Genomic DNA, 21,774 nt, shown 5'->3' with positions numbered 1-21,774 from the left:
GACATGACCATTACCATCACACGCTGCACGTTAACTGATTTAATTCCACTACAAAAACTCAGTATCGAAACATATAAAGAGACGTTTGACGCCTATAATACCGTTGAAAATATGGCTATTTACTTAGATGAGGCTTATAATCAAAAAAAATTGTCTGCGGAACTTTCGAGAGACGATTCAGAATTTTATTTTATATATGATCATCGGCAACTTGCTGGTTACCTCAAGGTTAATACCGGAGAGGCTCAAACAGAGGAAATGCCAGTGGGTTTCCTTGAAGTAGAACGGATCTATGTGCGATTAGCATTTAAACGTCGTGGCTTAGGCCAATCTTTAATCACCAAAGCCATTCAACTGGCAAAAGAAAAAAAGAAAACGGCTATCTGGTTAGGTGTTTGGGAACACAATGGACCTGCAAAAATTTTTTACACCAAAATGGGATTTGTTCAAACGGGTTCTCATTCTTTCTTTATGGGAGATGATGAACAAACAGATTATATTTTAACAAAAAAATTACCGACTAATAATTAGTTAAGCCAATCCCTCTTTTTTGTTTAGTAACTATCAAATAAATCGTTATTTCTTTGCACCTTAACGTGATAGTTGTATAATAAGCTTAATACGAAGGAGGAACTCGAGATGAATAAATCAAATTCAAAAACAGCCGCTTCAACGGGGATTAGTTTTGGTTGTGCCTTAGCCATGATTTTATCTTATACGGCCTGGCACAGTATTCCCTGGGCGATCTTTCATGGTATTTTAAGTTGGTTTTATGTGATTTACTTTGCTCTGGTTCACTAAGAGACTAATACCAATAGGGCACTGACAGATGTTTTCCCTAGGAATGAAACATCTGTCAGTGCTTTATTAGTCGTGTCAGACTGTTATTCACTAATCGGAAATGAGGTAAAAATTTCGTAAATCAGTGATTTTTTCATGAGAGAAATTCAATCCTTCGGTAACGTAATGATCAAAATTACCAAATTCCTGATCGATTGTTTCGAATGCTTTATCTAGATAAGCCTGATCTACTTGCAACATCAAGTTTAGTTGCTTAAGCTGAGTCTCTGACAAGTGGTAGGTAGCTTTAATTTGGTCAATCATTTGCTGATTCACTGCACTCCGTTGTTGATTCGTTAGCAAATAGTCAGCATAAATATCCGTTTTAGATGCTCCAAGAAGTGTTAATAATAAAGCCGCTGCAAAGCCAGTTCGATCTTTACCGGCTGAACAGTGAAAAAGAAGCGGTTGCCCCTGACCCTCAAGTAATAACTCTAAAAAAAGTTGGTAGCCTTTTTTAGCCGATTTTGCGGTCACCAAATTTTCATAAACGGATTCCATCATCTCTTGAGCCGAACTTGTCGTTGTCATCATGCTTTCTAAACTAGCATTCTCTGTTACACTTTCTAAAATGTTTATCGGAACATAGTTAACACCCGTTAGCACCACATCAGGCTCTGCGTTTTTTTCCTGATCGCTGCGAAAATCAACTATTGTTTTTAATTGGCAGTCATCCGTTAAAAATAATTGATCTTTTTCAGATAGCTTACTAAGACTACCGCTTCTAAAGAGGACATGTTTTTTTAATTTGTCCGTATCCCCTATTTTTTTGCTACCTATGTCTCTGAAATTAGGTATTTCTGTCATTCGATTCACTCCATTCTTTTATTCCATCTTTACATTAATGAGACGCTCCAAATCTAATTTTAGCACTCGGTCTACTTTAGTAATCCCCTCCTCGTCTCGATAACGTTTCGTTCCAGATTCGAAAATACTATAAAGCTGTCCTTGATCCGCTGTAATCTGCTCGAGATATGCTGGAACTTCAATTACTTTTAGAGCATCTTTGTCAAGTAAAATTTCTTCGCCACCTATATCTTCGTAAATAAATATTTTTGAGCTTTTTGGTCCATAGGATTGGGATAACAACATATATTCTTTATAAAAGGTAATTCCTTGAATTCCATGAGTCACTTTATTAATATCATCTGGTGTAGCTGTGGCTTTTTGAGTCGTTAGAACTGATCGGTGATTGACTTCTTCAATAAACTTACCAGTCTCATCCATTAAAAATTTTTCGATGATACCTTCATGTTTATCAGAAAAATAGCCAACAAATAAGGCGTTCTCCGCATAAGTAATATAGGAGGCACGTTTGATTTCTTTTAAGGTGATTGCTTGATTATAAGAAACAGGCTCATAATCTGGACTCAACTGATAATTTTCTAAGTCTTCCAAGCTAATAGAGACAATTTCTGCCTTCCCCTCTGGCGTAATGGAACAAACCCAAATATTTTGTGCTTTTGTATCATACGTAATGCCACCTACATGGGGTTTCCCACGTAATACAACGGTTTTTATGTACTTATGACTAAATTTATCCAAAACGTAAATCACAGAATTATTTTTTTTATCATGGCTGTAAGCACTGATTAACACATATTTTTCTGTAACGGTTACCCCTTGAGGGTCCATGGTCTTACTAATACTGCCTTTCCCGATTTTATCTAATGCCAGTGTTTCAGTCGATATCAGCCCAGGTACAACATAAGTCCCCCACTCTTTTTCTACTTCCTTTTCTAAATAGGTGTAAGAATAAAATTCAGAATATTTTTTTAAGACGTCTCGTTGTTCTTCCAACGTATAGAGTGTTGGTTCAATATTTGTCCCTCTGTCCAATACCTCCTTAACAGATGTTCTATTCTGAGTCTGGCAGCCACTTAAAAAAGAGGCTATAAATAACATAACCAAAAACCCTTTTCGCTTCATTATTCAACACACTCCTTATAGTCTTAGTCACAAAAACAAGTCTAGCAAAATTCGTAGAATTTTACTTGTTACTACCCTTGGTAACATATGAAAACAGCCATCTAACTTCCAGAATGTCAGGTGGTTATACAACACCCCTTAACATTCTAGCGACTTAGATGGCTGGCCTTATAGTATGCGTCTATTCTGTATAAAAATGTGTTATAGTTTTTTGGTATTATGAGCTAATTTTTTTACTTCATGTAGTGCTTTTTCTTGTTCGATAAATTCTTTTACTTTATTATCGGAAGCATCCATCTTAGCAAGACTTTCGTCTAATTTACCAAATTCTTTTTCAATGCTTTCAAGGGTTTTGACATCTCCCTTAACTTCTTTTTCTTCTAATTTATCGACTTTTTTAGCTTCACGAACTATTTTCTTGATTTCATGAACAGCTTTTTCTTGTTCAATAAAGCTCTTTACTTTACTGTCAGTTTCATCAAGTTTGGTTAAGGTCTCATTTAATTTAACAATCGTATCTACGATCTTTTCTAATGCTTTTTCTTCTTTTTTTTCATAATTTGTCATAATGATAGCTCCTCTTTTTGTTTTATTTTACCTGTTCTCAATTAAAATATTATTACAATCTAAATTGATCATAACTACCTGTTTTCATAAAGCCATTGTACTCACTCATAAAAAGTAAGTATTCAGATTCATCGTAGTCATTGTAAGTAATTGTCTCACTCAAGATTTTTTTTATTTCATGGACGGCTTTTTTTGCTCATACCAGATCAACATCTTATTGTCAGTCTCTTTTATTTTTTCAAGAGTGTCTTCCAATTTATCAACTGTCGATGCAATTTGTAGTAATGCCTCTGCTTGTTTATCATTTGTCTCATGTTCCAATAATTTCACCCCCCTTTAAACTTGCATGATGGTGAGTCTCAACTTCATGACTTAAGTATACAATCAGAAGTAGTAAATAAATATTAGAATAGTGTCGCTTCATCGGAAAAAAAACAAATTAATCGCAATGTGACCTTAATCGCAATTTTTAGTTAGCGTTTCCATTTATTTGTTAACTAAAACTTAATTTATACTCACTATAACGCTTATAAACATTTTTTACAAATGATAACAGTGAAAACAAGAGATAAAAGTGTAATTTGTGTCTTAAATTTCAATAAAACAAAATAATAAATCATGTTATAATTAAACTAACTTAACAGCAGGAGCTGAGTTTATGAAAAAAATAGATTTTGTCAGAGTTTTTTTCTTCGTCGTGGGTATTTCTTTCCTCATCTATGCCTTTACCATGTGTCAAAAAAACGGCATGATTTATATTATTTTATCCTTACTTACCTCTTTGGTTTGCTTCGTAATGTCATTGATTCACTATGATTCTGATTAACTAACAATTCTCCTTTTAGCTAGTCTGTCTTTCCGATGTAAATCTCTTGTAATAAGCCAGTGATTCATCCTCCCCCCCTTTCCTCTTCCTCTCAATTAACGTTGTATCAGATACTGGTTCACACTTCCCTTATTTGAAGCTTTGGCAAATTATGTTGGAACTATCGATAGAATTAAAGTAATTAAGATTCTTCCAGACACACTAAAAACCTTTCCTCTGATTACAAATGGAGAAGACCTTAAGTGTTAGGTCTCAAAAATTGAGTTAGTACAACAGTTTTTCTTTTTTGATGATGGTCAAACGGATATTGTCTACTTTGGCTCTATAACCCATAACAATCAATTATTCATTCGAAAAATGACCATCCGTAATCAGACTTCTTATATTACGACATTTGCGATGAAAGCTTAGGTGATGGTGCATGAATCTTATAAAAAGAGGTTTTTGCGCCCTGATACTTAGCGACACATACCACAAAATTCAGTCGGTTGTTCACCGAAAATAAGTTTAATAGAGATGTTGCTTATCATTGTTGGCAGTTCAAACGTTCTAATATGCCAATTGGCTGCGCCATAATTCCTTCAACCTAAACGACACTAGATGGGTGGTTTAGGTTGGAGAAAATGAGACTATTCAATCGGTTGCCTATCACGTCAATAATTATTTGCGTATCAATCAAAAAACAATTACCCAGTTGGTGCCTGGCCAGTCTCTTTATGTTCGATTGGATGACTAGGGAAATAATTATTACGAATGGTTCCATAATGTCACAAAAACACGTCCTTTCCTAATATATAGGTAAGGACGTGTTTGATTATTGTATAGTCGTTTATAGGTCAATCTTACGACTGGCCATCCACTTAATCATAGCTGGATCAGCGTGAGAGAAAAATTGACTTTCACCTTCATTTAAGCCTGCAATGGCTTCTTTGTCTTCAGCCGTTAACGAAAAATCGAAAACAGCTAAATTTTCTGCCATTCTCTCTGGTTTGACGGATTTGGCAAGAACCACCACCTCTTGTTCAATCAACCAGCGACTAATGATTTGGGCAACTGATTTTTGATATTTTTTCCCAATTGCCAATAACACCTCATTCTTAAAAATATTATTTTTTCCTTCTGCAAAAGGCGCCCATGCTTCTGGAACAATGCCTTCCTCTTTCAGTGCTTTAATATTTTCAACTTGTTGATTAAAGGGATTAATCTCAATTTGATTAATTTGCGGGGTTGTTTGGTTAAATTCAGCTAAATCTACGGCTCGATCAACAGCAAAATTGGAAATTCCGATGGAACGGGCTTTACCTTCTCTTTGAAGCTCTTCCATCCCTCTCCAAGCGCCATAAACGTCATTATAAGGTTGGTGGATAAGCAACATGTCGACATAATCAACACCTAACCGCTCTAATGACTCTTCAAAAGATCTTTTTACGCCCTCATAAGACACATTTTCTACCCAAATCTTAGTAGTTAAAAAAAGGTCTTTACGAGGAATCTGGGATTTCTTAATCCCTTTCCCAACAGCTTCTTCATTCAGGTAAGATTGCGCTGTATCAATGTGACGATAACCGGCCTTAATTGCTTGGTAAACAGCTTCTTCGGCTTCTTGAGGGTCAGTTATCTGAAAAGTGCCAAACCCTAGGATAGGAATTTCAATTTCATTATTCATTTTAATTGTTTGCATGTCTATTGCCTCCATTTCTTATGACTGCCCTTACTATAAACTATAGAGTTAACTCCATAGCAAGGGAAACCTTTATTTTTTTTCTATAAATATCTTTTTCCATAATTCTTCAACCTTATTATCTGTCAACTCACCAGACTGAAATTGAGCAATATGTTCGTCATACGTTTCAATTTTATAAACTAACAGTTCACGCACTTTATTCATCTGAGCTAACTTAGCTTCAACCTCTTCCAGTTGATTTTTCAAAATTTGCTTCTGGTGGCTTCTGACATCCCCCTCCATCTGAGATAAGGCAGCAAATTCAATCAAAGAGTCAATAGATAACCCCGCGTTGCGAAGGCTTTTAACTAAAAAAATCCAATTTAAATCCTTGGTTTTGAATACCCGATAACCATTGTGATCACGGCTAATCGGCGGAATCACACCAACTCGTTCATAATAACGAATAGTATCTTTCGAAATGCCGAATAGCTCAGAGACTTCTTTACTGTTCACCTTATTCCTCCTTGTATCGACCCGATTTCAACGATTATGGTTAAACACAACATAAAGTGGGTCTACCTTAAGTATAAACCATGAAGTGTACTCCATGGCAAGTTATTCTCAAATCATTATCAGAATAGCAGCTAAAACATGATATAATATAAAGAAAATTACGCTTTAGGAGGAAACAGATACGTGTATTTCACTAAAATCATTGATGGCATAGACTCATGGGAAGCTATTTATCAGAATACAGAAGCCTTTGAGCCCTTAGTCAGAGAACTATTTAAGAGACATCAACTGCCTTTTTTTTCCCTTCAAAATCTGAGACCTGGATCAAATGCAGTTTTTCGCGTAGATGACTTAGTTATTAAACTATTCGGACCAACAGAAGCTGGCTTTCAAAATACTAACGCTTTCGAAATAGAAAAAACGGCTTTAGCACAGGCTAATTCCGTCATCCTTTCACCTAAACTAGTTGCCTCAGGTGTTATTCAAGATGCCTATCAATTTAATTACATTATCATGGAACAAGTTGAAGGGGTAGATCTCTTTGATATACCACTGGAGCAAAGGATAACTTATATACCACTTATCAAAAAGCTAACCACTAGTCTAAACCAACCTTTAAGAACAGTTGGTATCCCAATAGTCACAATGGAAGATTGTTTGGCAAATCACCGCTGGCAGTATTTTAGCGACTCATTTCAAGAAGAGCGGAGACAACTCTTAAAGAGCCTCTCTTTTGAGAACCCTGTTTATGTTCACGGTGACTTTAAAGTAGCTAATTTAATTCTTAATAGTCACCAACAGTTATATGTAGTTGACTTTGCAGACAGCCACTTGGCCCCCGTTGCGTATGAATGGCCCTACATGGTCTTTGGCCTTTTTGGCTGTCACCCTCAATTGATGTATAACTACTTTGGAGACTATCAAAATGAAGCCTTTATAATAGAATTAAGTCACCAGATCCTCATCCATAAGTTCGGGGCCTTTCTTCTGATGGAAATTTGTGAATTAAAAGATAAAAACATCAAGACAATGACATCCATTCAGCAGCTCTACCAGTTTATTCAGGAATGTCTAGAGAGCGAAAATTGTTTAATAGAATAAATTCAAATAGAGAGGAAGCCCTTTTAGATAATCGGCCGTCCTCTCTATTTGAATTTATTGAAGCTTGCTTAAATCACTCCATTTTGGTAATTGATACTCTTTCACGTGGCGAATTTCATCGTAGCCAACTTTTTCGTTGCTGATATAAATACCTAATTCATCGTAACCGACAATTCTACCAACGACATCATCATAGTAATAGCCCTCTTCGTTAACAGCTTCAATTTGAATCGAAACCTGTGAGGATTTTAAAATCCCTTGATTAAGTACTTGTTGGATGGCTAAAGAGGTCATTTGTGGCTTAGCTAAATTGACTGCCCTTCTGACCTTTTTACTACTCTCAATTTCAGAAGAATGCTCGGACAAGTAAAACCCACTGTATTTTTTTAAACCGCGATCATGATAATATCGATTGAGTTCTATCATAAGCCGTCATTCCCGCCAGCATGACCACCAACCAGATTGCTGCGTCTAATAGCCGTGCCTCCTTCCATTAAACTACTTGCATGAACAATCGCTTCAAAGCCATACTTATTGCGAATCTCGTCCAATAAATACCCTAGATTAGTGTTATTTATTTGTTCTTCAGGATCATCAAATAAATCCAACTGAATAAAACCATCGCCAATTAATTTAGAAAAATTGACTGCTATATTTCTCACAGCACATCCATTATAGTGCTTTTTAAAAAGGCCCAGAGCATATTCATAAAGAATACGGGAATTATTAGTTGGAGGAATTGTCAGTTGCCGCGAAAAACCAGCAGACGGCTCGTTATGAGAATATCCCATTGAAATACTGATACAAGTTGTTTGATAATGTTTGCGACGCAATCGACTAGCTACCTGCTCAATTATTTCTCTTAAGACAATTTCAATTTCATGAGGGTAGACATAGTCTTTCATCAGGACTTGACTATTGCCGATACTTTTCGCTTGGGGCACGTAATTTTCTGCCAGTCTCGTACGATCAATTCCCCAAGCGTGGGCAATCAATTGTTGCCCAATGACCCCCATTCGCTCTTTCATGGAAAAATAATCAAAGTGTGCCAACTCCTCAATGGTTTGAACTCCTATTTTCCAAAGTTTCGCTTCTGTTTTTGTGTTGATTCCCCAAAAATCTGTCAATTGCTTAATTTTCCAAACGGTTTGAGGAACATCTTTGTATTGCCAGTTAGCAATCATATCTGTATTGTATTTCGCTTCGTTATCCAAAGCAAGTTTGCTTAGTAACATATTGGATCCAATTCCAATCGTGCAATGTAAACCAGTCTCCTTTAAAATTCGTTCTTTAAACATCGTGGCAAATTCATAGGCCGTTTTTCTAAAAAGACGCTTTGAAGCCTGTATTCTAACAAAAGTCTCATCAATCGAATAAATGTATAAATCGTCGTCAGAAACATATTCGCGAAAAATATTATTGATTTGCATATTACGTTCAATGTAGAGATTCATTCTCGGAGGAACAATATATAAATCTGGATGATCTGGTAATTCATATTGACGCGAGACATTACTAATTCCCAGTGCTTTTTTCGCCATAGGAGAAGCAGCCAAAACTAAACCTCCGACCTGTTCTGCATTACTCATGACTACGAGCATTGTTGTTAAGGGGTCAAGTTCACGCTCTACACACTCAACCGATGCATAAAAGACTTCATATCAATGCATAGGGTCTCATTAACAGGTTCGATATCATAATTAAAATATTGAGCCATTACCTTGCTCACCTCCACTTCTTATCACTATTATACGAACGTACGTTCTTTTTGTAAAGGTGTATTGATTGAATTATCATTATTTTAATTTTATTATGGGATAAAAAAACAATCGTATTCTGCCTTAGACTAGTCAACTGCGTTTATTAGTAGATTTCAAAAGTCTACAAAAATGATTACCTCTTAGAAACCATTATTCTATGCTTTGAACGACTTACTCAAGGCGAAAAAAGGTCTTCTAATGGACAGATAGGATATCATGGAGAGACCTTTTTCCTCCTTTCCAAGCAAAATTTTTTTTGGGAGGAAGAGTTTATTCCGACAATTATCAGCAAAAAAGTATACGTCGTAATTTATTTCTAAAAATTAAGTTTAAGATGTTTCACCCCTGTAAGAATCCCTCTCTTTTTTTATATTAATAATGAAGGGTAAATATAAGAAGAAACAAAAGACCTATCAAAAGAAAAAGAAATGGCGAATTAATCTATTTGAGTAAAATGATCAAAGTCAAAAACTGAATCCCTCCTTTTGGAGATAATCATTCAGAAGGATTTTTAGAAGAATAGTAAAGGATTTTATTGTAGTGGGACTTTTGTTAACAGGGCGAAAGTGAAAACAGTTGTTGCAAACTTACCTTCGAATGATTGGAGTCACTAATATCTCCTTAAAAATCGTAGTTAGCTATTCTCAAATCTTGTTCTTGATTGCTCATTACCATTTGCATTATTTGAAGCCAACACAAAAGGTAAGTATATCAAAGTGGAAATAGCCAGACAAATAATTTGTGCAAGTATTGCCTGCCATGCGCCACCTGACGCCACAAATTGCTTAATCGGTTGAGGGGTTGTCCACCCTGCATCTAAAACGGCTGGTGGCACAAGTCTAAGGTAAATGGATAAGATCCCGACGGACATATTAACCAGCGGTGCTAAAATAAAAGGCACAATTAAAATCGGATTTAAGACTACAGGTAAACCAAAGAGTAAGGGTTCATTAATGCCGAAGATGCCTGGAAATAAAGACAGCTTTGCCACCTGTGAAAAGTCTTCACGTTGCCACCAGTGTCGAGAAGCAACTATTAAAATAGCTAGCAGCAACCCCAAGGTATTGCCACTTCCTCCTACTGATCCATAATGTTCCCAAATCGACAGCCATGTATAAGGATAAGGGCTACCAACTGTTGTCCCATTAGCCAAAGCATAATTCATATTAACCATATTAGCTTCTGCATACAGCACTCCAGAGATTGGTGATACTGCAGATGTCCCATGAATCCCAAGGGCCCACAATAGTTGAGCAGTAAATGCAACAAGTAGTAAAGAGACTGGAGAGGCTCCCAAGCGGCTGAAAGGTGCCTGTATGAATTCATAGATTAGCCCATTAAGACCTTCAGGTACGATTAGGGTTAACAAAAAATTTAGTGTGGCCGCGGCTACTAAAATAAACGTTACTGGAATCATCACCTTAAAAGAGTTCAATACTTCTGGTGGTACTTGATCTATCATGTTAATTTTTAGCTTTTCAAATTTCGACAATCGGCTAAAGGACCATCCAACTACTAAACCAACAACAATCGCTACAAATAAACCTTGAGCACCAAAATAAGTTGTGGTAAAGGCGGCTCCTTCTTTAATACTAAGGATTGGTGGATATAAAATGAAAAACACAACCACCGATGTCAAACCGCCTTTTAACTCATCACAACCATATTCTTTTGTCAGGTTACGACCTACTAAAAAGACTACCAAAAGGGACATTATTGTAATAGTTCCCACTAAAATAGATTCAAATAATGATTCTACCACCGCGACATTAGGAATCAACTTAACTAAAAAATGGCCAATAATCCCCTTTGGTGATACAAATACATTATTGATACAGACAGCAAATGATCCAACTAAGGTAAAGGGTAAAATTTGTAAAAAGGCATCACGAATAGCCGAAAAGGCTTTAATATTATTGAGGCTAGTCGCAACAGGCAACAACCACCGCTTAATGTGTGACTCTATTCTCTCCATACTCAATCTCCTCCATGATTTAAAATTAATGTTCAACGATAAAACTGTTTTCACAATAAAGATAGAGTTATTGTACATTCGAATGTAAACGCTGTCAACTTCAAATGAAATAAATAACAATCTTATTCAACTGAGATAAGTAGGCCCATTCTTAAAAAAATAGAATCAATTGGCTTTGAAAATAAAAAAGCTTAATCGTAGTGATTAAGCTTTTCTTTTTAACTCTTTTTTTCTTCATGAAATTGATGAGGTTCAGTCAAAGGAGTTAACGGTTGACCTTCCTCAGAGTTTACCAAAGGCATTGCTGGCTCTTGCTCTTCTGGGTCTACTAATGGGGACTTGGAATTTTTCTGAGACTCTTTTTTATTTTCTTGATAGCTCTCATTTTGTGAGTGATTTAAATCAACCCTCTCCTCTTGAGAAGTGTACTCGTTAATTTCACCAGTCAAAATTTGCTTTAGTTCTTTGTCCTGTTTTAATTGTTCTAGTCTTTCTTCTTTTGGCATTTTCAATCATCCTTTCAAGAGTCAGAAATCAATCAGCATTAGAATAACTACAATTATATAACAACAAATTCCTTAGCCTTAATTTCACCCTATAACAGTTTGGAAAAATATGCAAACCATACCTTCTCGTATTGATTTCTTTTATTAAACTGTAAAGGGGCTGTTAGAATAGACATTAAACGGTAACGTAACTCATTGAATATCACTTCTTCTAAGACTAAGCAAACAATTTACTCATCGTCACTTAATCTTTCATCTTTTTCAAAAATCAGATCCATTTTTAACGACAAATTACCACCGAAACTTTCAGTTGGAATAGCCGCAACAAATCGATATCCTAAGGAAGCGTAATGAAAAATCGCTTCTCTGTGGTCAGTCAGTTCTGCTTTTGACAATTTATAATCTGGTGTAACTGGAACGATCATATATTTTTTCAAAAAATCACCTACTTTCAGATTAATTGTACCTTTTTACAGTTAATTCAACAATCTGAAGCAGTTTTTTTCTGTAGTTATATATTGCCTTACCCTAGATTTACATTGAATTGATAGAATAATATCAAATAAGTCTATCAAGATTGGAAAGAAGAACGTGATTTTAACCATAATCAAACTGATAAGCGCAATAATTCTTAGTGGTTATTTATTCCTACTATTCATCATCTTTTTACTGAAAAAACTACCTATTGATCTTCTTTTTATTAAAGTAATGAAAGGCGCACAATCTAGTTATCGTCACAGCTTGCGTTTTTAAGGCTCCTTTGCCTTGAACATGAGTTAATAGATTCGAAAATATTTTTCCATATTCTCTCTACTTATACTTAGTTTAATGTTGAAATCGTTGTCTCACCGTATACTGCTTGCCAATCACTTGTAAAATCATCCACTGCCTTTTGAATAGATGGATCTGCAAAAGCTTGACTGATAATATTAACTCCCATTGTTGCCGAATGAGCTCCACACTCAAGGGCTGTATTGACCTGTTTGACATTCTTAAAGCTTGCAGCAAGTATTTTAGTCTGACTATTACTCCGCCTAATTTCCCGGCTCATTTCTTCAATGGCTTCAGCTGCATCACTGTTTAAGTTCTCCATTCGATTGAAATATGGGGCAATATAGTCCGCTTTAGCAGCAATCGCCAGATACCCTTGAAATTTGGTATAAATTGCGGTAGCCGTTACATTTACACCTTGTTTTTTCAACGCTTTAATCACTTGTAACCCCACTGCACTAACGGGCACTTTAATATAAACCTGATCATCAATTTGAGATAAAATAGCATGAGCGTCTGCTAACATCCCCTCATAGGTTTGGGACACTACTTGGGCATGAAGAGAGCACTCCATCCCGATTAGTTTCCGAATTTGCTTCATGTGCTCAAAAAAATCAATTTTCCCCTCACTCTTGATAATAGACGGATTTGAAGTCACACCTGCTACAGGCACAACCGCCATAAATTGTTCAATTGCTGCTAAATTTGCTGTATCTAACATAAATTCCATGATTAACCTCTTTTCCGAAGAGTCAGAGACCCTTCCTTCATATGATTTGTTACATAGCTTTATTCTAGCAATTACTTTTGTTAAAACAATCGACCAGTTAGGCCTTCCTCCTCGAATCCCATCATCAGTGACTAATCCAGATGATATTCTCTCTGGATGCACAATTGTGCAAATATATAAAAAAGGCGACAAGATTTTAGATCTTGTCGCCTTTTTTGACATTAATCATTATTTAGGTTGAAGTACTTACTGTAAAAAGGGTCTTTCGCCAATTTCAAAACTTCCAATGCTGTTTCTTCATCTGTGACCAAGGTATTAATAAAGCCCTTTTTCAACATAGCGAGAATCCCACGTGCTTTTTTCTTGGATCGAGCAATTCCGATTCCGATTGGAACTTTTTTCAACTGATCCAAATTCATGCCAATTGTTCGATCATATAAGTGACCTTTTAGGACTTTCCCTTCCCCATCAAAAAAACGACAACAACAATCCCCAACAGCTTCTCTGAGCTTTAAATCTTCGTAATCAGCCGGTCCTAATAAATCGCGCCATTGACTTTCTTTGGCGTACAAAGAACCACCAATGCCTACGATTGCAACATCCAATCGCTGCCAATAATCATGTAAATCTGAAAAATAATGGGACCGACTAATCCCTTCTTGCAGTTCTTTGCTCTCTTGAACAACAGTGGCATTAACAAATAAGCTAGTTCCTTCAAATTTCCGTGCCAATTCATAAACAAGGGTATTCACATGGTAATGGGAATTAATATGACTGGGTCCACCAACTATTGGGACAAAAATGGCTTGGCTATTTTTGCGAGTATCCATCTTGGCAATTGTTTTTCCAAGAGTGGAACCCCAAGCGAGACCTATGATATTTTTAGGTTCAATCTTCGATTTCAAAAACTGAGCCGCTTCAGTAGTTAAGGCCTCATCTTTCATTTCTTCTGTATCGCTTTCATTATTAGCGACAATCTTAATGTATTTCAATCCATAAACCTCTTTAAGATGCCTTTCTAATGAATAAAGAATCGTGTCAAAGTGGTTGATTTTAATTTCCACAATCCCCTCATCGCGTGCTTGCTTAACCATACGGCTAATAGTCGTGCGATAAATACCAAGCTCTTTCCCAATTTCACTTTGGCTTTTCCCCTCAACAAAATGCATGTAGGCTACTTGAGCCAGTAGTTTAATCTTCTCCTCTTTCATTCCGATGCTCCTTTTAAGTCTCTCACTGCTAGTCTATCATAGTATGAACTTTATGGTCATGCCTTTTTACCCTCTTAACTAAGATATTTGATTCCATTTCGTTCAAAGGGTGATCTAACACGATTAGTGGTAACTGGCAGAGTTTTTTGTGATCCCTTTGACCTCTTGGCGTTTCCCTTCTTGATTGCCAATTGGGGATGAGTCTTTCCGACCCGTTATTGCAAATTTTGATCGATGTCAACAACTTCATCTTCTAATACTCTTATCTGTGATCGATTAACTTCAGATTTTTTTCAACCTCTTTTTTATTTAAATTTCCGATGTCACCATAACATTGACTTTAGTCATCCACAAAGGAGTGATGGCTCTTGACATCAGCCATCTGAAGCCATAAACTTTTAAGTGAGGTGATTACGATGAAACAAACTGACTATTTATCAATCGGAGAGTTCGCTAAATTATCAGGGGTCTCCCGCAAAAACCTGATTTATTATGACAGTATTGACCTGCTCAAACCAGAATGGATTCAATCTAATGGCTATCGTTTTTATCATTACCATCAACTTTACACTATTAATATGATCATAGCTCTAAAGGAGATTCGCATTCCCTTAAAAGAAATCAAAGATTATATGGAAGCCCAAGGTCCGGAAACAATCTTACCAATGCTACGTCAGCAAAAAGAAATGGCTCACCAGAGAAGAGACTACTTCGCTAAAATGGAGACCATGTTAGACATGCAAATTCAGTCACTCGAATTAAATCTAACAGATAATACAGATTTAATTGAGCTAGTTGAAATGGAAGAAGTCCCATTGTTTTATGATGAAGCGCCTTACGCCTCAAGTACCTTTCGTTTTTCCTTATCAATCGCAGCTTTTTATAAGTATTGTCTCAGCCAGGGCTATGAATTCCCTTATCCTTCAGGGGTCGCAATAAAGCTAGAAAAAAATGACTCCTTTTCCTTTGATCAACGGACTGCTTTTAAACTTTATGCTAAAGTCCCCCAATCTAAACGCTACCGAGAAAAAGGAACTTATCTAACTGCCTACACCCCTACCTCACTTAACTTTGAGTCAACGTATCGACGGCTAGTCAACTATGGAAAAGACCACCAGCTAAAATTAACAGGGGACATCTACATTGATTTTATTTCAAACGAGCTAGTCTCAAAAATTTTTGATGATTTCCGCTTGAAAATGATGATTCAAGCAGAAAAAAAATAACTAATTTGATCGAGGGTTTCCATTAAATAATTTCAATCAGTTTATTTAAGTGGAGTGCCAAATAACTCATTTCATTCTTCGATAACTGAAATGAGTAGGTTTCACTAATAAACAGTCGAATATTTTCAGCACTTTCAAAAGACTTTCTGTAAGTCTTTTTTATATGTTCGTAGATTGCTGGTTCATGGGCCGCCGGATCTCTTTCTTTTTTTAAAATGCGGACTGCTAAAAACTTCAGATGGGTGATCAAAGGCTGATTCTTTAATAATTCATCCAGCCTTTTGGCTAAAAGAGTACTGATTTTAAGGAATAGATCCTTAATTAATTGGATAAATTTGTCAGTTTTTTCGTAATTTCCTAATAAGTGGTAATTAACTTCGATTATTAAACCAAATAGCCCCTCTGTCTCACTTTTATTCAACCTCTTCCTAAGACAATTAACTCTGGCCGTCGCCTCTTTGGCAAATAAATATTCGTCTTTGAACACAAGGATTACCATATTTTTGTCCTTTGAATTTAAGAAATACTCAGATCGAGAATTATCCTCTAATACATAATTCGTTAGGACTTGCTTTAAATGCTCACTCTTTCTCAACAAATAAACGTCATGAGCTAAATTGACTAACTCTGCTATCAAGAAATCTGATTCTTGGGGGAATATAACAGGCTGGCCACCATTCGAAAGACCTTCCATTATACAACAACTCCTCTCCTCTTCAGTATAATCTGTATAGCGACTATACAATCAACTGGTAAACACCAAATAAAAGAGCCCTTTTATTTGGTGTTAGAAAGTATCTTGCAGCTCAATGTCATCTGAGTGATTTTTTTTAATAATCGCCAGAGCTTTTCCAGAGAATAAAGTGATCTTCTCACAACTAGTAGTGCTCAAATCAGCTGGATTTCCACTTCCTAAGGCGATGATCTTCCCACCTTGACAGTTCAGAAAAGCGGTTCGTTCACACATGATATCAAGGTTCCTCTGTAAATCCAATGCTTCGATACTGACTAGACACAAGCTCTCTCCATCAAAAACTATTTCTGCATATTGTGACAAACATTCACATCACAAGTTTTAGGATGTGGTGCTGCCCATTTTAACCTCAGAGTGCCTAATAAGACACTTTAGTGGTCAGTCAACAATTTAGACAACTCATCTAAATTGGAACAGAATTTTTATAAAAGATAGGTTATAATAAAAGAATCAATGTATCTTAATTCACAAGGAGGATTATTTTATGTGTACAGGTATCAGCTTCACCACTATTGATCAACAGGAGTTTTTAGGTCGTACTCAAGAGTATGCCATCGATTATGATTACGTCTTAGCCCAATTCCCAGCTCATTACCAAATTCAGACTGCTGCCTCTTCTTGGCAAACTGCTTATTCTGTAATGGGTGTAAGTGTACTTCAGGATAACCAGTTGGCTTCGATGGTTCTCGACGGCATCAATGAGCACGGATTAACAGCCTCAACTCAATATTTTGATGAAAATAGGTACGCATCATTAGCAGAAATTGAGGCGGTTGGCAAAAAGGCAGTTTATGCGGAGCAATTTTTTTTTTATCTATTGTCCATGTGCCGTGACATTGAGGATGTCCTAAATCAGTTAAATGACCTGGCCATTCCTGACACTTCTCTGCTCCAATCAGAAGGATTGCCACAACATTTTTTAGTCAAAGATTTAACTGGGCGAACCATTGTGATTGAGCCGTCAAAAAAACTAGGTTTTGTCATTTTTGAAAACGCTGTAGGAGTCATGACTAATGCCCCATCATTTGATTGGCATTTAACACACTTAAGACAGTTCACAGGACTTTCTTCAGTTAACCAGCCTAGCTTAACGCTAAATGGCAGGGAAATCTCGTCTTTTGGTAAAGGCTCAGGTTTAAACGGTTTACCAGGAGATTTCACGGCATCTTCCCGCTTTATTCGCGCGGCTATGCTGTTACATTTTAGTCAACCAATCGCCAGTGATCAAGGCTTTAATTTTGGTTTTCATCTACTGGCAACCTCCGATATTCCCAAAGGAATTATCAAAGTTAACGACTCCTATCAATACACACAATATACCGTCTTTTATCATCAACAAGAGAGACAGGTGGCCATCAAGCTGTATGACAATCTAGACATTCAAACACTTCAATTTGATCCAAACCTGACTGGCAGTGAAGCTAAGGTCTATGAGTTAGCTAAAACTAACCGGTATCAGTCACTTAATTAAAATGTTAAACAAATGAAAGAAGAGGAACGATTAATAATCCCTCTTCTTTCATTTTAATGTTACGACACGCCATTAGCTCAATCTTCATATGCACAATGCCAGTGATGGGGTTGCAAATGGCTTAATTTAACAAATTTCAGCTCATTTTTAGGATTGGTAATCCCACAAAAAACATCACCACCCCAAGAATGCAAACGCTCCTGACAAATGCCACAAGGGGTTAAGATAACAAATTCTGCCTCTTCGTTTTCCCGAGCAAGGCAAAGTGTATGAGTGACATTTTTCTTCAATTTAAACGCTTCTAAATAGGCACCAGTTTCCATGCAAAGGCTTGCTCCTTCATTTTTCACATCAGGTGCGACGCTAGTTAAAATCTGGCCATCTTCAAGTATAACCCCGCCGGCACCAGCCCATCCCGTTGGATAATGATCTTCTGCCAATTTTTTAATTTCATCGTATAACATTTTTTCAGGTGTCATGCGTATCTCCCCCAACAGTAATTTGTTCATTCTTCTAATGCCAGTCATGGCAGCTTTTTTTAATAAACTCAGTTTCCTTCAAATAAAACGATTGATGCCCTTCTGCTTTCATTTTGATAAATGCCTGATTCCCTTTTTGAGACTCAGAGTCAAACAACGTCACCAATGAAATTAAACGAGCAATCATAATTGGGAAAAGATCAACCTCCTCCAATTCGCCATAACTTCTTAGAAACGCCCCTAATAACCGTTTGCGGACTACCCCATCCAACTTAGTATAAGTTCGGTAACAGCTAGTTGATACCTCATAAACCTGATGGCTGAGAGGAACAAAACGGTAAACAGCGTAAGCAACATCCCAAATTCTCGGCCCTGGACAACTTGTATCAAAATCGATAATACCAATGGCTTTGTTGTTTTCAAAAGTGACATTATAGGGAGCAAAATCATTGTGACACATAACAGACTTTTTTAAATTCTCCAGAATAAGTTAAAAAATAGTCATCTTGATCAGAAACAACAACGTCTATGGTAGCATCGCGGTAACGGTCCAATATTCTCACTGCCGATTGAACCGTTTTGACCTGATATTCGATTGAATTCGTTTCAGGATAGTCACTTATTGTCTGACCTTTTACAAAAGATAAACGTTCTCTCTGACCCTTTCTTTCAAGGAGATGAGGAACAAATAAGCATTTTTTTCAAATGTTTTAATAGTCGATGAACGCTTTTATTATGGGCCTTTAGATCACGGTAAACACTTTCGCCATCAGTAAACACTTGAGAACTATTTCCAGAAAGGTCCTTTAAGTCTCTCGTCATCTTCTTTCTTCTCCTTTTTATCATGCTCTTTTAGTTGACCACTTAACGATTATCATGTTTTTCAATTATTATGTGGTGATAAAAAGCCATCTCAAGGAATGGTTCCTTTTGAGCAATTGCCTTTTCTAACGCTAGCATCCCCTGATACCATTTTGGGCTGTGTTTAATGTCATGATTCTGGCTCAGTCCAAACAGACTTCGGATGCCAAAACGTTCGACTATTTTAGCTTTATTTGACAGACACCAGTTTGCCAATTGTTTTTCTTCATAAAAATGAATAACCCCGAAATAACTTTCTTTTGAATGGTCAGTGTGTGAAAGGAAAGCCAAAGCCTCCTGAGGTTGATCCATCAAAACAGCTTGTTGAATAACCCCACCCGATAGGTGATGCTTAACTAAAGACAACCTACCTCCTGGTTTTAGCAAAGAGAGTAACGATGACAATAATTCTTCTTGATGATGGGTGTATTCCAATACATTGTGACAGATAATCCAATCAAAAGATTCCTCAGGAAGTTGTTTCAGTAGTGTTTCACCGCCAGTTAATTGCTGATAGTTCCCAGTCATTCGCAATTTCAGCATGTCCTGATTTGGTTCAATAGCCGTTAATTGAGTATCATTTCCGTAGTGCGAGGCAGTAATGCCAAAGCCACTACCAAAATCCAATACGTTAGACGTGGGGGGAATTGAAAGTTGATGAAAGACTAGTTCATAAAATAACCTTCCCCAAGGGGTTTCAGTTGCCTGTTGGTAGTAATCTTGGATGTTTTGACTCATCAACGTCCTCCTAGTGTTTAGTCTAATAATTAGACCAAACGTTTTTATGGCCCCTATAAAATTCCCTTCGTATACTCTTTTAACCAGTCTCTTTCTTCCACCGTAAGACTAGGTGCTATCAAGGTATATACTTGCTGGTGATAGTCATTCAGCCAGTTTTTCTCCTCAGCTGTCAGCATCTCAGGCTTGATTCCGTCTAAATCAAAGGGAACAAAAGTGATGGTTTCAAAATACATAAACTGGCCGTAGTCATTTTCAATTCCTTTGCGGACCAACAACTCGTTCTCCAGACGAACACCATGAGAGCCTTCAATGTAAACTCCTGGCTCATTGGTAATCACCATGCCATCTTCAAAAGGATGGGAATCGCTTGGCCGATACTGCCAGCGAATCCCCGTAGGTGCCTCGTGAATGTTAAGTAAATAGCCAACCCCGTGACCGGTGCCGTGGTTATAATTTAACTGGTGATTCCAAAAAGGTGCCCGAGCTAAAATATCTAAATTGACCCCATTGGTACCATATAAAAAAATGGCCTGGCTTAATTGTAAATTACTTTTTAGGGTTAAGGTGAAGTGTTCTTTCATGTATTCCGGAATATCACCTAAAGCAATGGTTCTAGTTATGTCAGTGGATCCTTCCAGGAAACCAGCTCCCGTATCACTTAAAAATAAACTTCCCTCTGTCAACTCAAGATTAGTGTCAACTGTTGGACTGTAGTGGACTATAGCACCGTGCTCCCCAAAAGCTGTAATCGGTGCAAAACTCTGACGGATAAAATCACCTTGGGCTACTCGCAGTTCCTCCAGTTTAGCAGCCGCACTGATTTCCGTTATCTGTTCTTTGCCAACACGTTGTTTTAACCAATACATGTATTTAGTGTGAGCAATGCCATCTTTTAGTTGAGCTACTTTGATATTTTCAATTTCTATAGGGTTTTTCATAGCTTTAAACAGGACTGAAGGGTTCATTTTTGCAACAACTGAAATACTTTCTGGAAGACTTTGCAACAATCTATAATTCATTCGATCTGGGTCAACCAGAACCACGTCTCTCTCTGACAAGCTCTTAACAACCTCATAGATCTCGTTATATGGACGTAAGACAATCCCAACAGCTTTTAAAGAGTTCTGGACATTCTCAGTTAATTTATCTTGATTGATAAACAGCTCTACCCGATCCATGGTGACCATGGAGTAACACAAGACCAAAGGGAAAAAATCGATGTCATTGCCTCGAATATTTAATAACCAACAGCTGTCATCCAGAGATGTGATAAGGTGTGTGTTAGCTCCTACTTCGGCCATTTTCTCTCTGATTCGGGCCAATTTTGACTCGATACTTTCCCCAGCGTATTTGATATCCAACATAAAAGCCGGTTCCTCTGAAAGGGTTGGCCGATCATGCCAAATAGGATCAATCAAATCATGCTGATAGACAATCGACCCCTTCTTTTTGCGAACGACTGCTTCATAAAGCTGCCCTTCCCCCATTGAAACAGAACGTCCATCAAATCCCAAGGTGCCACCTTGTGGTAACGTCGATTCAATAAACTGTTCAATCGTAGGGACACCCGGTTCGGCCATTTTAAATAGCTCAACCGTACTGTCAGCTAGCTGGTTCTCTGCTGCTAAAAAGTAACGTCCATCGGTCCACAGACCGGCTTGGTCTTGAGTCACAACAGCTGTTCCTGCGGATCCTGTAAAACCAGTCAGCCACTCTCTAGCTTTAAAATGTTCGCCCACATACTCGCTTTGATGAAAATCAGCCGTTGGCACGATGTAACAATCAATCCCCCCTTCCAACATTGATTGTCGTAAGGCTTTCAGTCTTTCTGGTACAGTCATTATGAT

At 37.1% G+C, this 21,774-nt stretch carries 24 protein-coding genes and 1 pseudogene; 6 read left to right on the top strand and 19 right to left on the bottom strand.

Going from position 1 to position 21,774, the window contains the following annotated elements:
- Window positions 1–3: 3 nt before the first annotated feature.
- Entirely contained in the window at window positions 4–531 is a 528-nt protein-coding gene (locus RWN13_RS08700; protein WP_314062247.1) for an N-acetyltransferase, read from the top strand.
- Window positions 532–639: 108 nt separating this feature from the next.
- Complete coding sequence (locus RWN13_RS08695) at window positions 640–801, top strand: hypothetical protein (RefSeq protein ID WP_314062244.1); 162 nt, start codon at window positions 640–642, stop codon at window positions 799–801.
- 90 nt (window positions 802–891) lie between these two features.
- Here RWN13_RS08695 and RWN13_RS08690 read toward each other — a convergent pair whose 3' ends face one another.
- The 4 genes from RWN13_RS08690 to RWN13_RS08675 form a co-directional block, all read right to left on the bottom strand.
- Window positions 892–1,647 (bottom strand): tyrosine-protein phosphatase, encoded by a 756-nt coding sequence (locus RWN13_RS08690; protein WP_314062242.1) that lies wholly within the window; start codon window positions 1,645–1,647, stop codon window positions 892–894.
- Between the two features lie 18 nt (window positions 1,648–1,665).
- Window positions 1,666–2,769: a hypothetical protein gene (locus RWN13_RS08685; RefSeq protein ID WP_314062239.1), complete on the bottom strand. Its 1,104-nt coding sequence runs from the start codon at window positions 2,767–2,769 to the stop codon at window positions 1,666–1,668.
- Window positions 2,770–2,970: 201 nt separating this feature from the next.
- Window positions 2,971–3,336: a hypothetical protein gene (locus tag RWN13_RS08680; RefSeq protein ID WP_314062236.1), complete on the bottom strand. Its 366-nt coding sequence runs from the start codon at window positions 3,334–3,336 to the stop codon at window positions 2,971–2,973.
- Between the two features lie 171 nt (window positions 3,337–3,507).
- On the bottom strand, window positions 3,508–3,657 hold the full coding sequence (locus RWN13_RS08675) for a hypothetical protein (protein WP_314062233.1): 150 nt from the start codon (window positions 3,655–3,657) through the stop codon (window positions 3,508–3,510).
- Between the two features lie 337 nt (window positions 3,658–3,994).
- On the opposite strand from RWN13_RS08675, the gene RWN13_RS08670 reads away from it, so the two are divergent.
- Window positions 3,995–4,162, top strand: coding sequence for a hypothetical protein (locus tag RWN13_RS08670; protein ID WP_314062230.1), 168 nt, complete (start codon window positions 3,995–3,997; stop codon window positions 4,160–4,162).
- A gap of 829 nt (window positions 4,163–4,991) precedes the next feature.
- On the opposite strand, the gene RWN13_RS08665 is transcribed toward RWN13_RS08670, so the two are convergent.
- Window positions 4,992–5,843 (bottom strand): aldo/keto reductase, encoded by an 852-nt coding sequence (locus RWN13_RS08665; protein WP_314062227.1) that lies wholly within the window; start codon window positions 5,841–5,843, stop codon window positions 4,992–4,994.
- Window positions 5,844–5,915: 72 nt separating this feature from the next.
- Window positions 5,916–6,341, bottom strand: a complete 426-nt coding sequence (locus tag RWN13_RS08660; RefSeq protein WP_314062225.1) for a MerR family transcriptional regulator — start codon at window positions 6,339–6,341, stop codon at window positions 5,916–5,918.
- A 183-nt stretch (window positions 6,342–6,524) separates the two neighbouring features.
- Between RWN13_RS08660 and RWN13_RS08655 the strand changes: the two genes are divergently transcribed.
- Window positions 6,525–7,442: an aminoglycoside phosphotransferase family protein gene (locus tag RWN13_RS08655; protein WP_314062223.1), complete on the top strand. Its 918-nt coding sequence runs from the start codon at window positions 6,525–6,527 to the stop codon at window positions 7,440–7,442.
- A 54-nt stretch (window positions 7,443–7,496) separates the two neighbouring features.
- Here RWN13_RS08655 and RWN13_RS08650 read toward each other — a convergent pair whose 3' ends face one another.
- The 7 genes and pseudogenes from RWN13_RS08650 to RWN13_RS08620 all read right to left on the bottom strand — a co-directional run bounded on the left by RWN13_RS08650 (window position 7,497) and on the right by RWN13_RS08620 (window position 14,395).
- Complete coding sequence (locus RWN13_RS08650) at window positions 7,497–7,868, bottom strand: hypothetical protein (protein WP_314062222.1); 372 nt, start codon at window positions 7,866–7,868, stop codon at window positions 7,497–7,499.
- A pseudogene (locus tag RWN13_RS08645) lies at window positions 7,865–9,159 on the bottom strand (Y-family DNA polymerase). The gene RWN13_RS08650 and the pseudogene RWN13_RS08645 overlap by 4 nt, the downstream one beginning before the upstream one ends.
- Window positions 9,160–9,836: 677 nt before the next feature.
- Window positions 9,837–11,177, bottom strand: coding sequence for a PTS transporter subunit EIIC (locus tag RWN13_RS08640; RefSeq protein WP_314062220.1), 1,341 nt, complete (start codon window positions 11,175–11,177; stop codon window positions 9,837–9,839).
- A 218-nt stretch (window positions 11,178–11,395) separates the two neighbouring features.
- Window positions 11,396–11,683, bottom strand: a complete 288-nt coding sequence (locus RWN13_RS08635) for a hypothetical protein (RefSeq protein WP_314062219.1) — start codon at window positions 11,681–11,683, stop codon at window positions 11,396–11,398.
- Window positions 11,684–11,913: 230 nt separating this feature from the next.
- A complete protein-coding gene (locus RWN13_RS08630) occupies window positions 11,914–12,120 on the bottom strand; it encodes a DUF4177 domain-containing protein (protein WP_314062217.1) in 207 nt (68 codons plus the stop codon).
- A 383-nt stretch (window positions 12,121–12,503) separates the two neighbouring features.
- On the bottom strand, window positions 12,504–13,184 hold the full coding sequence (locus RWN13_RS08625; protein WP_314062215.1) for a fructose-6-phosphate aldolase: 681 nt from the start codon (window positions 13,182–13,184) through the stop codon (window positions 12,504–12,506).
- Window positions 13,185–13,405: 221 nt separating this feature from the next.
- Window positions 13,406–14,395, bottom strand: a complete 990-nt coding sequence (locus tag RWN13_RS08620) for a sugar-binding transcriptional regulator (RefSeq protein WP_314062212.1) — start codon at window positions 14,393–14,395, stop codon at window positions 13,406–13,408.
- 416 nt (window positions 14,396–14,811) lie between these two features.
- Here RWN13_RS08620 and RWN13_RS08615 point away from each other — a divergent pair, with 416 nt between their 5' ends.
- The gene (locus RWN13_RS08615) at window positions 14,812–15,621 is read left to right on the top strand and encodes a MerR family transcriptional regulator (protein WP_314062210.1); all 810 of its coding nucleotides are present in this window, start codon (window positions 14,812–14,814) and stop codon (window positions 15,619–15,621) included.
- A gap of 22 nt (window positions 15,622–15,643) precedes the next feature.
- Here the strand turns inward: RWN13_RS08615 and RWN13_RS08610 are convergent, their stop codons facing one another.
- Together RWN13_RS08610 and RWN13_RS08605 are read right to left on the bottom strand one after the other, a co-directional pair.
- Window positions 15,644–16,315: a PRD domain-containing protein gene (locus RWN13_RS08610; RefSeq protein ID WP_314062208.1), complete on the bottom strand. Its 672-nt coding sequence runs from the start codon at window positions 16,313–16,315 to the stop codon at window positions 15,644–15,646.
- Window positions 16,316–16,408: 93 nt separating this feature from the next.
- Window positions 16,409–16,678, bottom strand: a complete 270-nt coding sequence (locus RWN13_RS08605) for a hypothetical protein (RefSeq protein ID WP_314062206.1) — start codon at window positions 16,676–16,678, stop codon at window positions 16,409–16,411.
- A gap of 181 nt (window positions 16,679–16,859) precedes the next feature.
- Between RWN13_RS08605 and RWN13_RS08600 the strand changes: the two genes are divergently transcribed.
- Complete coding sequence (locus tag RWN13_RS08600) at window positions 16,860–17,846, top strand: linear amide C-N hydrolase (protein ID WP_314062204.1); 987 nt, start codon at window positions 16,860–16,862, stop codon at window positions 17,844–17,846.
- A 77-nt stretch (window positions 17,847–17,923) separates the two neighbouring features.
- Here RWN13_RS08600 and RWN13_RS08595 read toward each other — a convergent pair whose 3' ends face one another.
- From RWN13_RS08595 to RWN13_RS08580, 4 genes are all read right to left on the bottom strand, one after another.
- Window positions 17,924–18,325 carry a cytidine deaminase gene (locus RWN13_RS08595; protein ID WP_314062201.1) on the bottom strand — a complete coding sequence of 134 codons (402 nt, stop codon included), beginning with the start codon at window positions 18,323–18,325 and terminating at the stop codon, window positions 17,924–17,926.
- A gap of 34 nt (window positions 18,326–18,359) precedes the next feature.
- Window positions 18,360–18,785 carry a phosphotransferase gene (locus RWN13_RS08590; RefSeq protein ID WP_314062200.1) on the bottom strand — a complete coding sequence of 142 codons (426 nt, stop codon included), beginning with the start codon at window positions 18,783–18,785 and terminating at the stop codon, window positions 18,360–18,362.
- A gap of 404 nt (window positions 18,786–19,189) precedes the next feature.
- The gene (locus RWN13_RS08585) at window positions 19,190–19,924 is read right to left on the bottom strand and encodes a class I SAM-dependent methyltransferase (RefSeq protein ID WP_314062198.1); all 735 of its coding nucleotides are present in this window, start codon (window positions 19,922–19,924) and stop codon (window positions 19,190–19,192) included.
- 53 nt (window positions 19,925–19,977) lie between these two features.
- Complete coding sequence (locus RWN13_RS08580) at window positions 19,978–21,768, bottom strand: aminopeptidase P family protein (protein ID WP_314062197.1); 1,791 nt, start codon at window positions 21,766–21,768, stop codon at window positions 19,978–19,980.
- Window positions 21,769–21,774 lie beyond the last annotated feature (6 nt).

The organism is uncultured Vagococcus sp. (genome assembly GCF_963518325.1).
Taxonomy (GTDB): domain Bacteria; phylum Bacillota; class Bacilli; order Lactobacillales; family Vagococcaceae; genus Vagococcus_D.
This window is presented reverse-complemented; position numbering and strand designations above follow the sequence as displayed.

Coding starts and splice junctions, on each gene's coding strand:
- RWN13_RS08650 (WP_314062222.1), bottom strand. CDS start 7,868: ATGATAGAACTCAATCGATATTATCATGATCGCGGTTTAAAAAAATAC.
- RWN13_RS08600 (WP_314062204.1), top strand. CDS start 16,860: ATGTGTACAGGTATCAGCTTCACCACTATTGATCAACAGGAGTTTTTA.
- RWN13_RS08615 (WP_314062210.1), top strand. CDS start 14,812: ATGAAACAAACTGACTATTTATCAATCGGAGAGTTCGCTAAATTATCA.
- RWN13_RS08610 (WP_314062208.1), bottom strand. CDS start 16,315: ATGGAAGGTCTTTCGAATGGTGGCCAGCCTGTTATATTCCCCCAAGAA.
- RWN13_RS08690 (WP_314062242.1), bottom strand. CDS start 1,647: ATGACAGAAATACCTAATTTCAGAGACATAGGTAGCAAAAAAATAGGG.
- RWN13_RS08695 (WP_314062244.1), top strand. CDS start 640: ATGAATAAATCAAATTCAAAAACAGCCGCTTCAACGGGGATTAGTTTT.
- RWN13_RS08665 (WP_314062227.1), bottom strand. CDS start 5,843: ATGCAAACAATTAAAATGAATAATGAAATTGAAATTCCTATCCTAGGG.
- RWN13_RS08635 (WP_314062219.1), bottom strand. CDS start 11,683: ATGCCAAAAGAAGAAAGACTAGAACAATTAAAACAGGACAAAGAACTA.
- RWN13_RS08620 (WP_314062212.1), bottom strand. CDS start 14,395: ATGAAAGAGGAGAAGATTAAACTACTGGCTCAAGTAGCCTACATGCAT.
- RWN13_RS08580 (WP_314062197.1), bottom strand. CDS start 21,768: ATGACTGTACCAGAAAGACTGAAAGCCTTACGACAATCAATGTTGGAA.
- RWN13_RS08685 (WP_314062239.1), bottom strand. CDS start 2,769: ATGAAGCGAAAAGGGTTTTTGGTTATGTTATTTATAGCCTCTTTTTTA.
- RWN13_RS08595 (WP_314062201.1), bottom strand. CDS start 18,325: ATGACACCTGAAAAAATGTTATACGATGAAATTAAAAAATTGGCAGAA.
- RWN13_RS08670 (WP_314062230.1), top strand. CDS start 3,995: ATGAAAAAAATAGATTTTGTCAGAGTTTTTTTCTTCGTCGTGGGTATT.
- RWN13_RS08680 (WP_314062236.1), bottom strand. CDS start 3,336: ATGACAAATTATGAAAAAAAAGAAGAAAAAGCATTAGAAAAGATCGTA.
- RWN13_RS08625 (WP_314062215.1), bottom strand. CDS start 13,184: ATGGAATTTATGTTAGATACAGCAAATTTAGCAGCAATTGAACAATTT.
- RWN13_RS08700 (WP_314062247.1), top strand. CDS start 4: ATGACCATTACCATCACACGCTGCACGTTAACTGATTTAATTCCACTA.
- RWN13_RS08585 (WP_314062198.1), bottom strand. CDS start 19,924: ATGAGTCAAAACATCCAAGATTACTACCAACAGGCAACTGAAACCCCT.
- RWN13_RS08640 (WP_314062220.1), bottom strand. CDS start 11,177: ATGGAGAGAATAGAGTCACACATTAAGCGGTGGTTGTTGCCTGTTGCG.
- RWN13_RS08590 (WP_314062200.1), bottom strand. CDS start 18,785: ATGTGTCACAATGATTTTGCTCCCTATAATGTCACTTTTGAAAACAAC.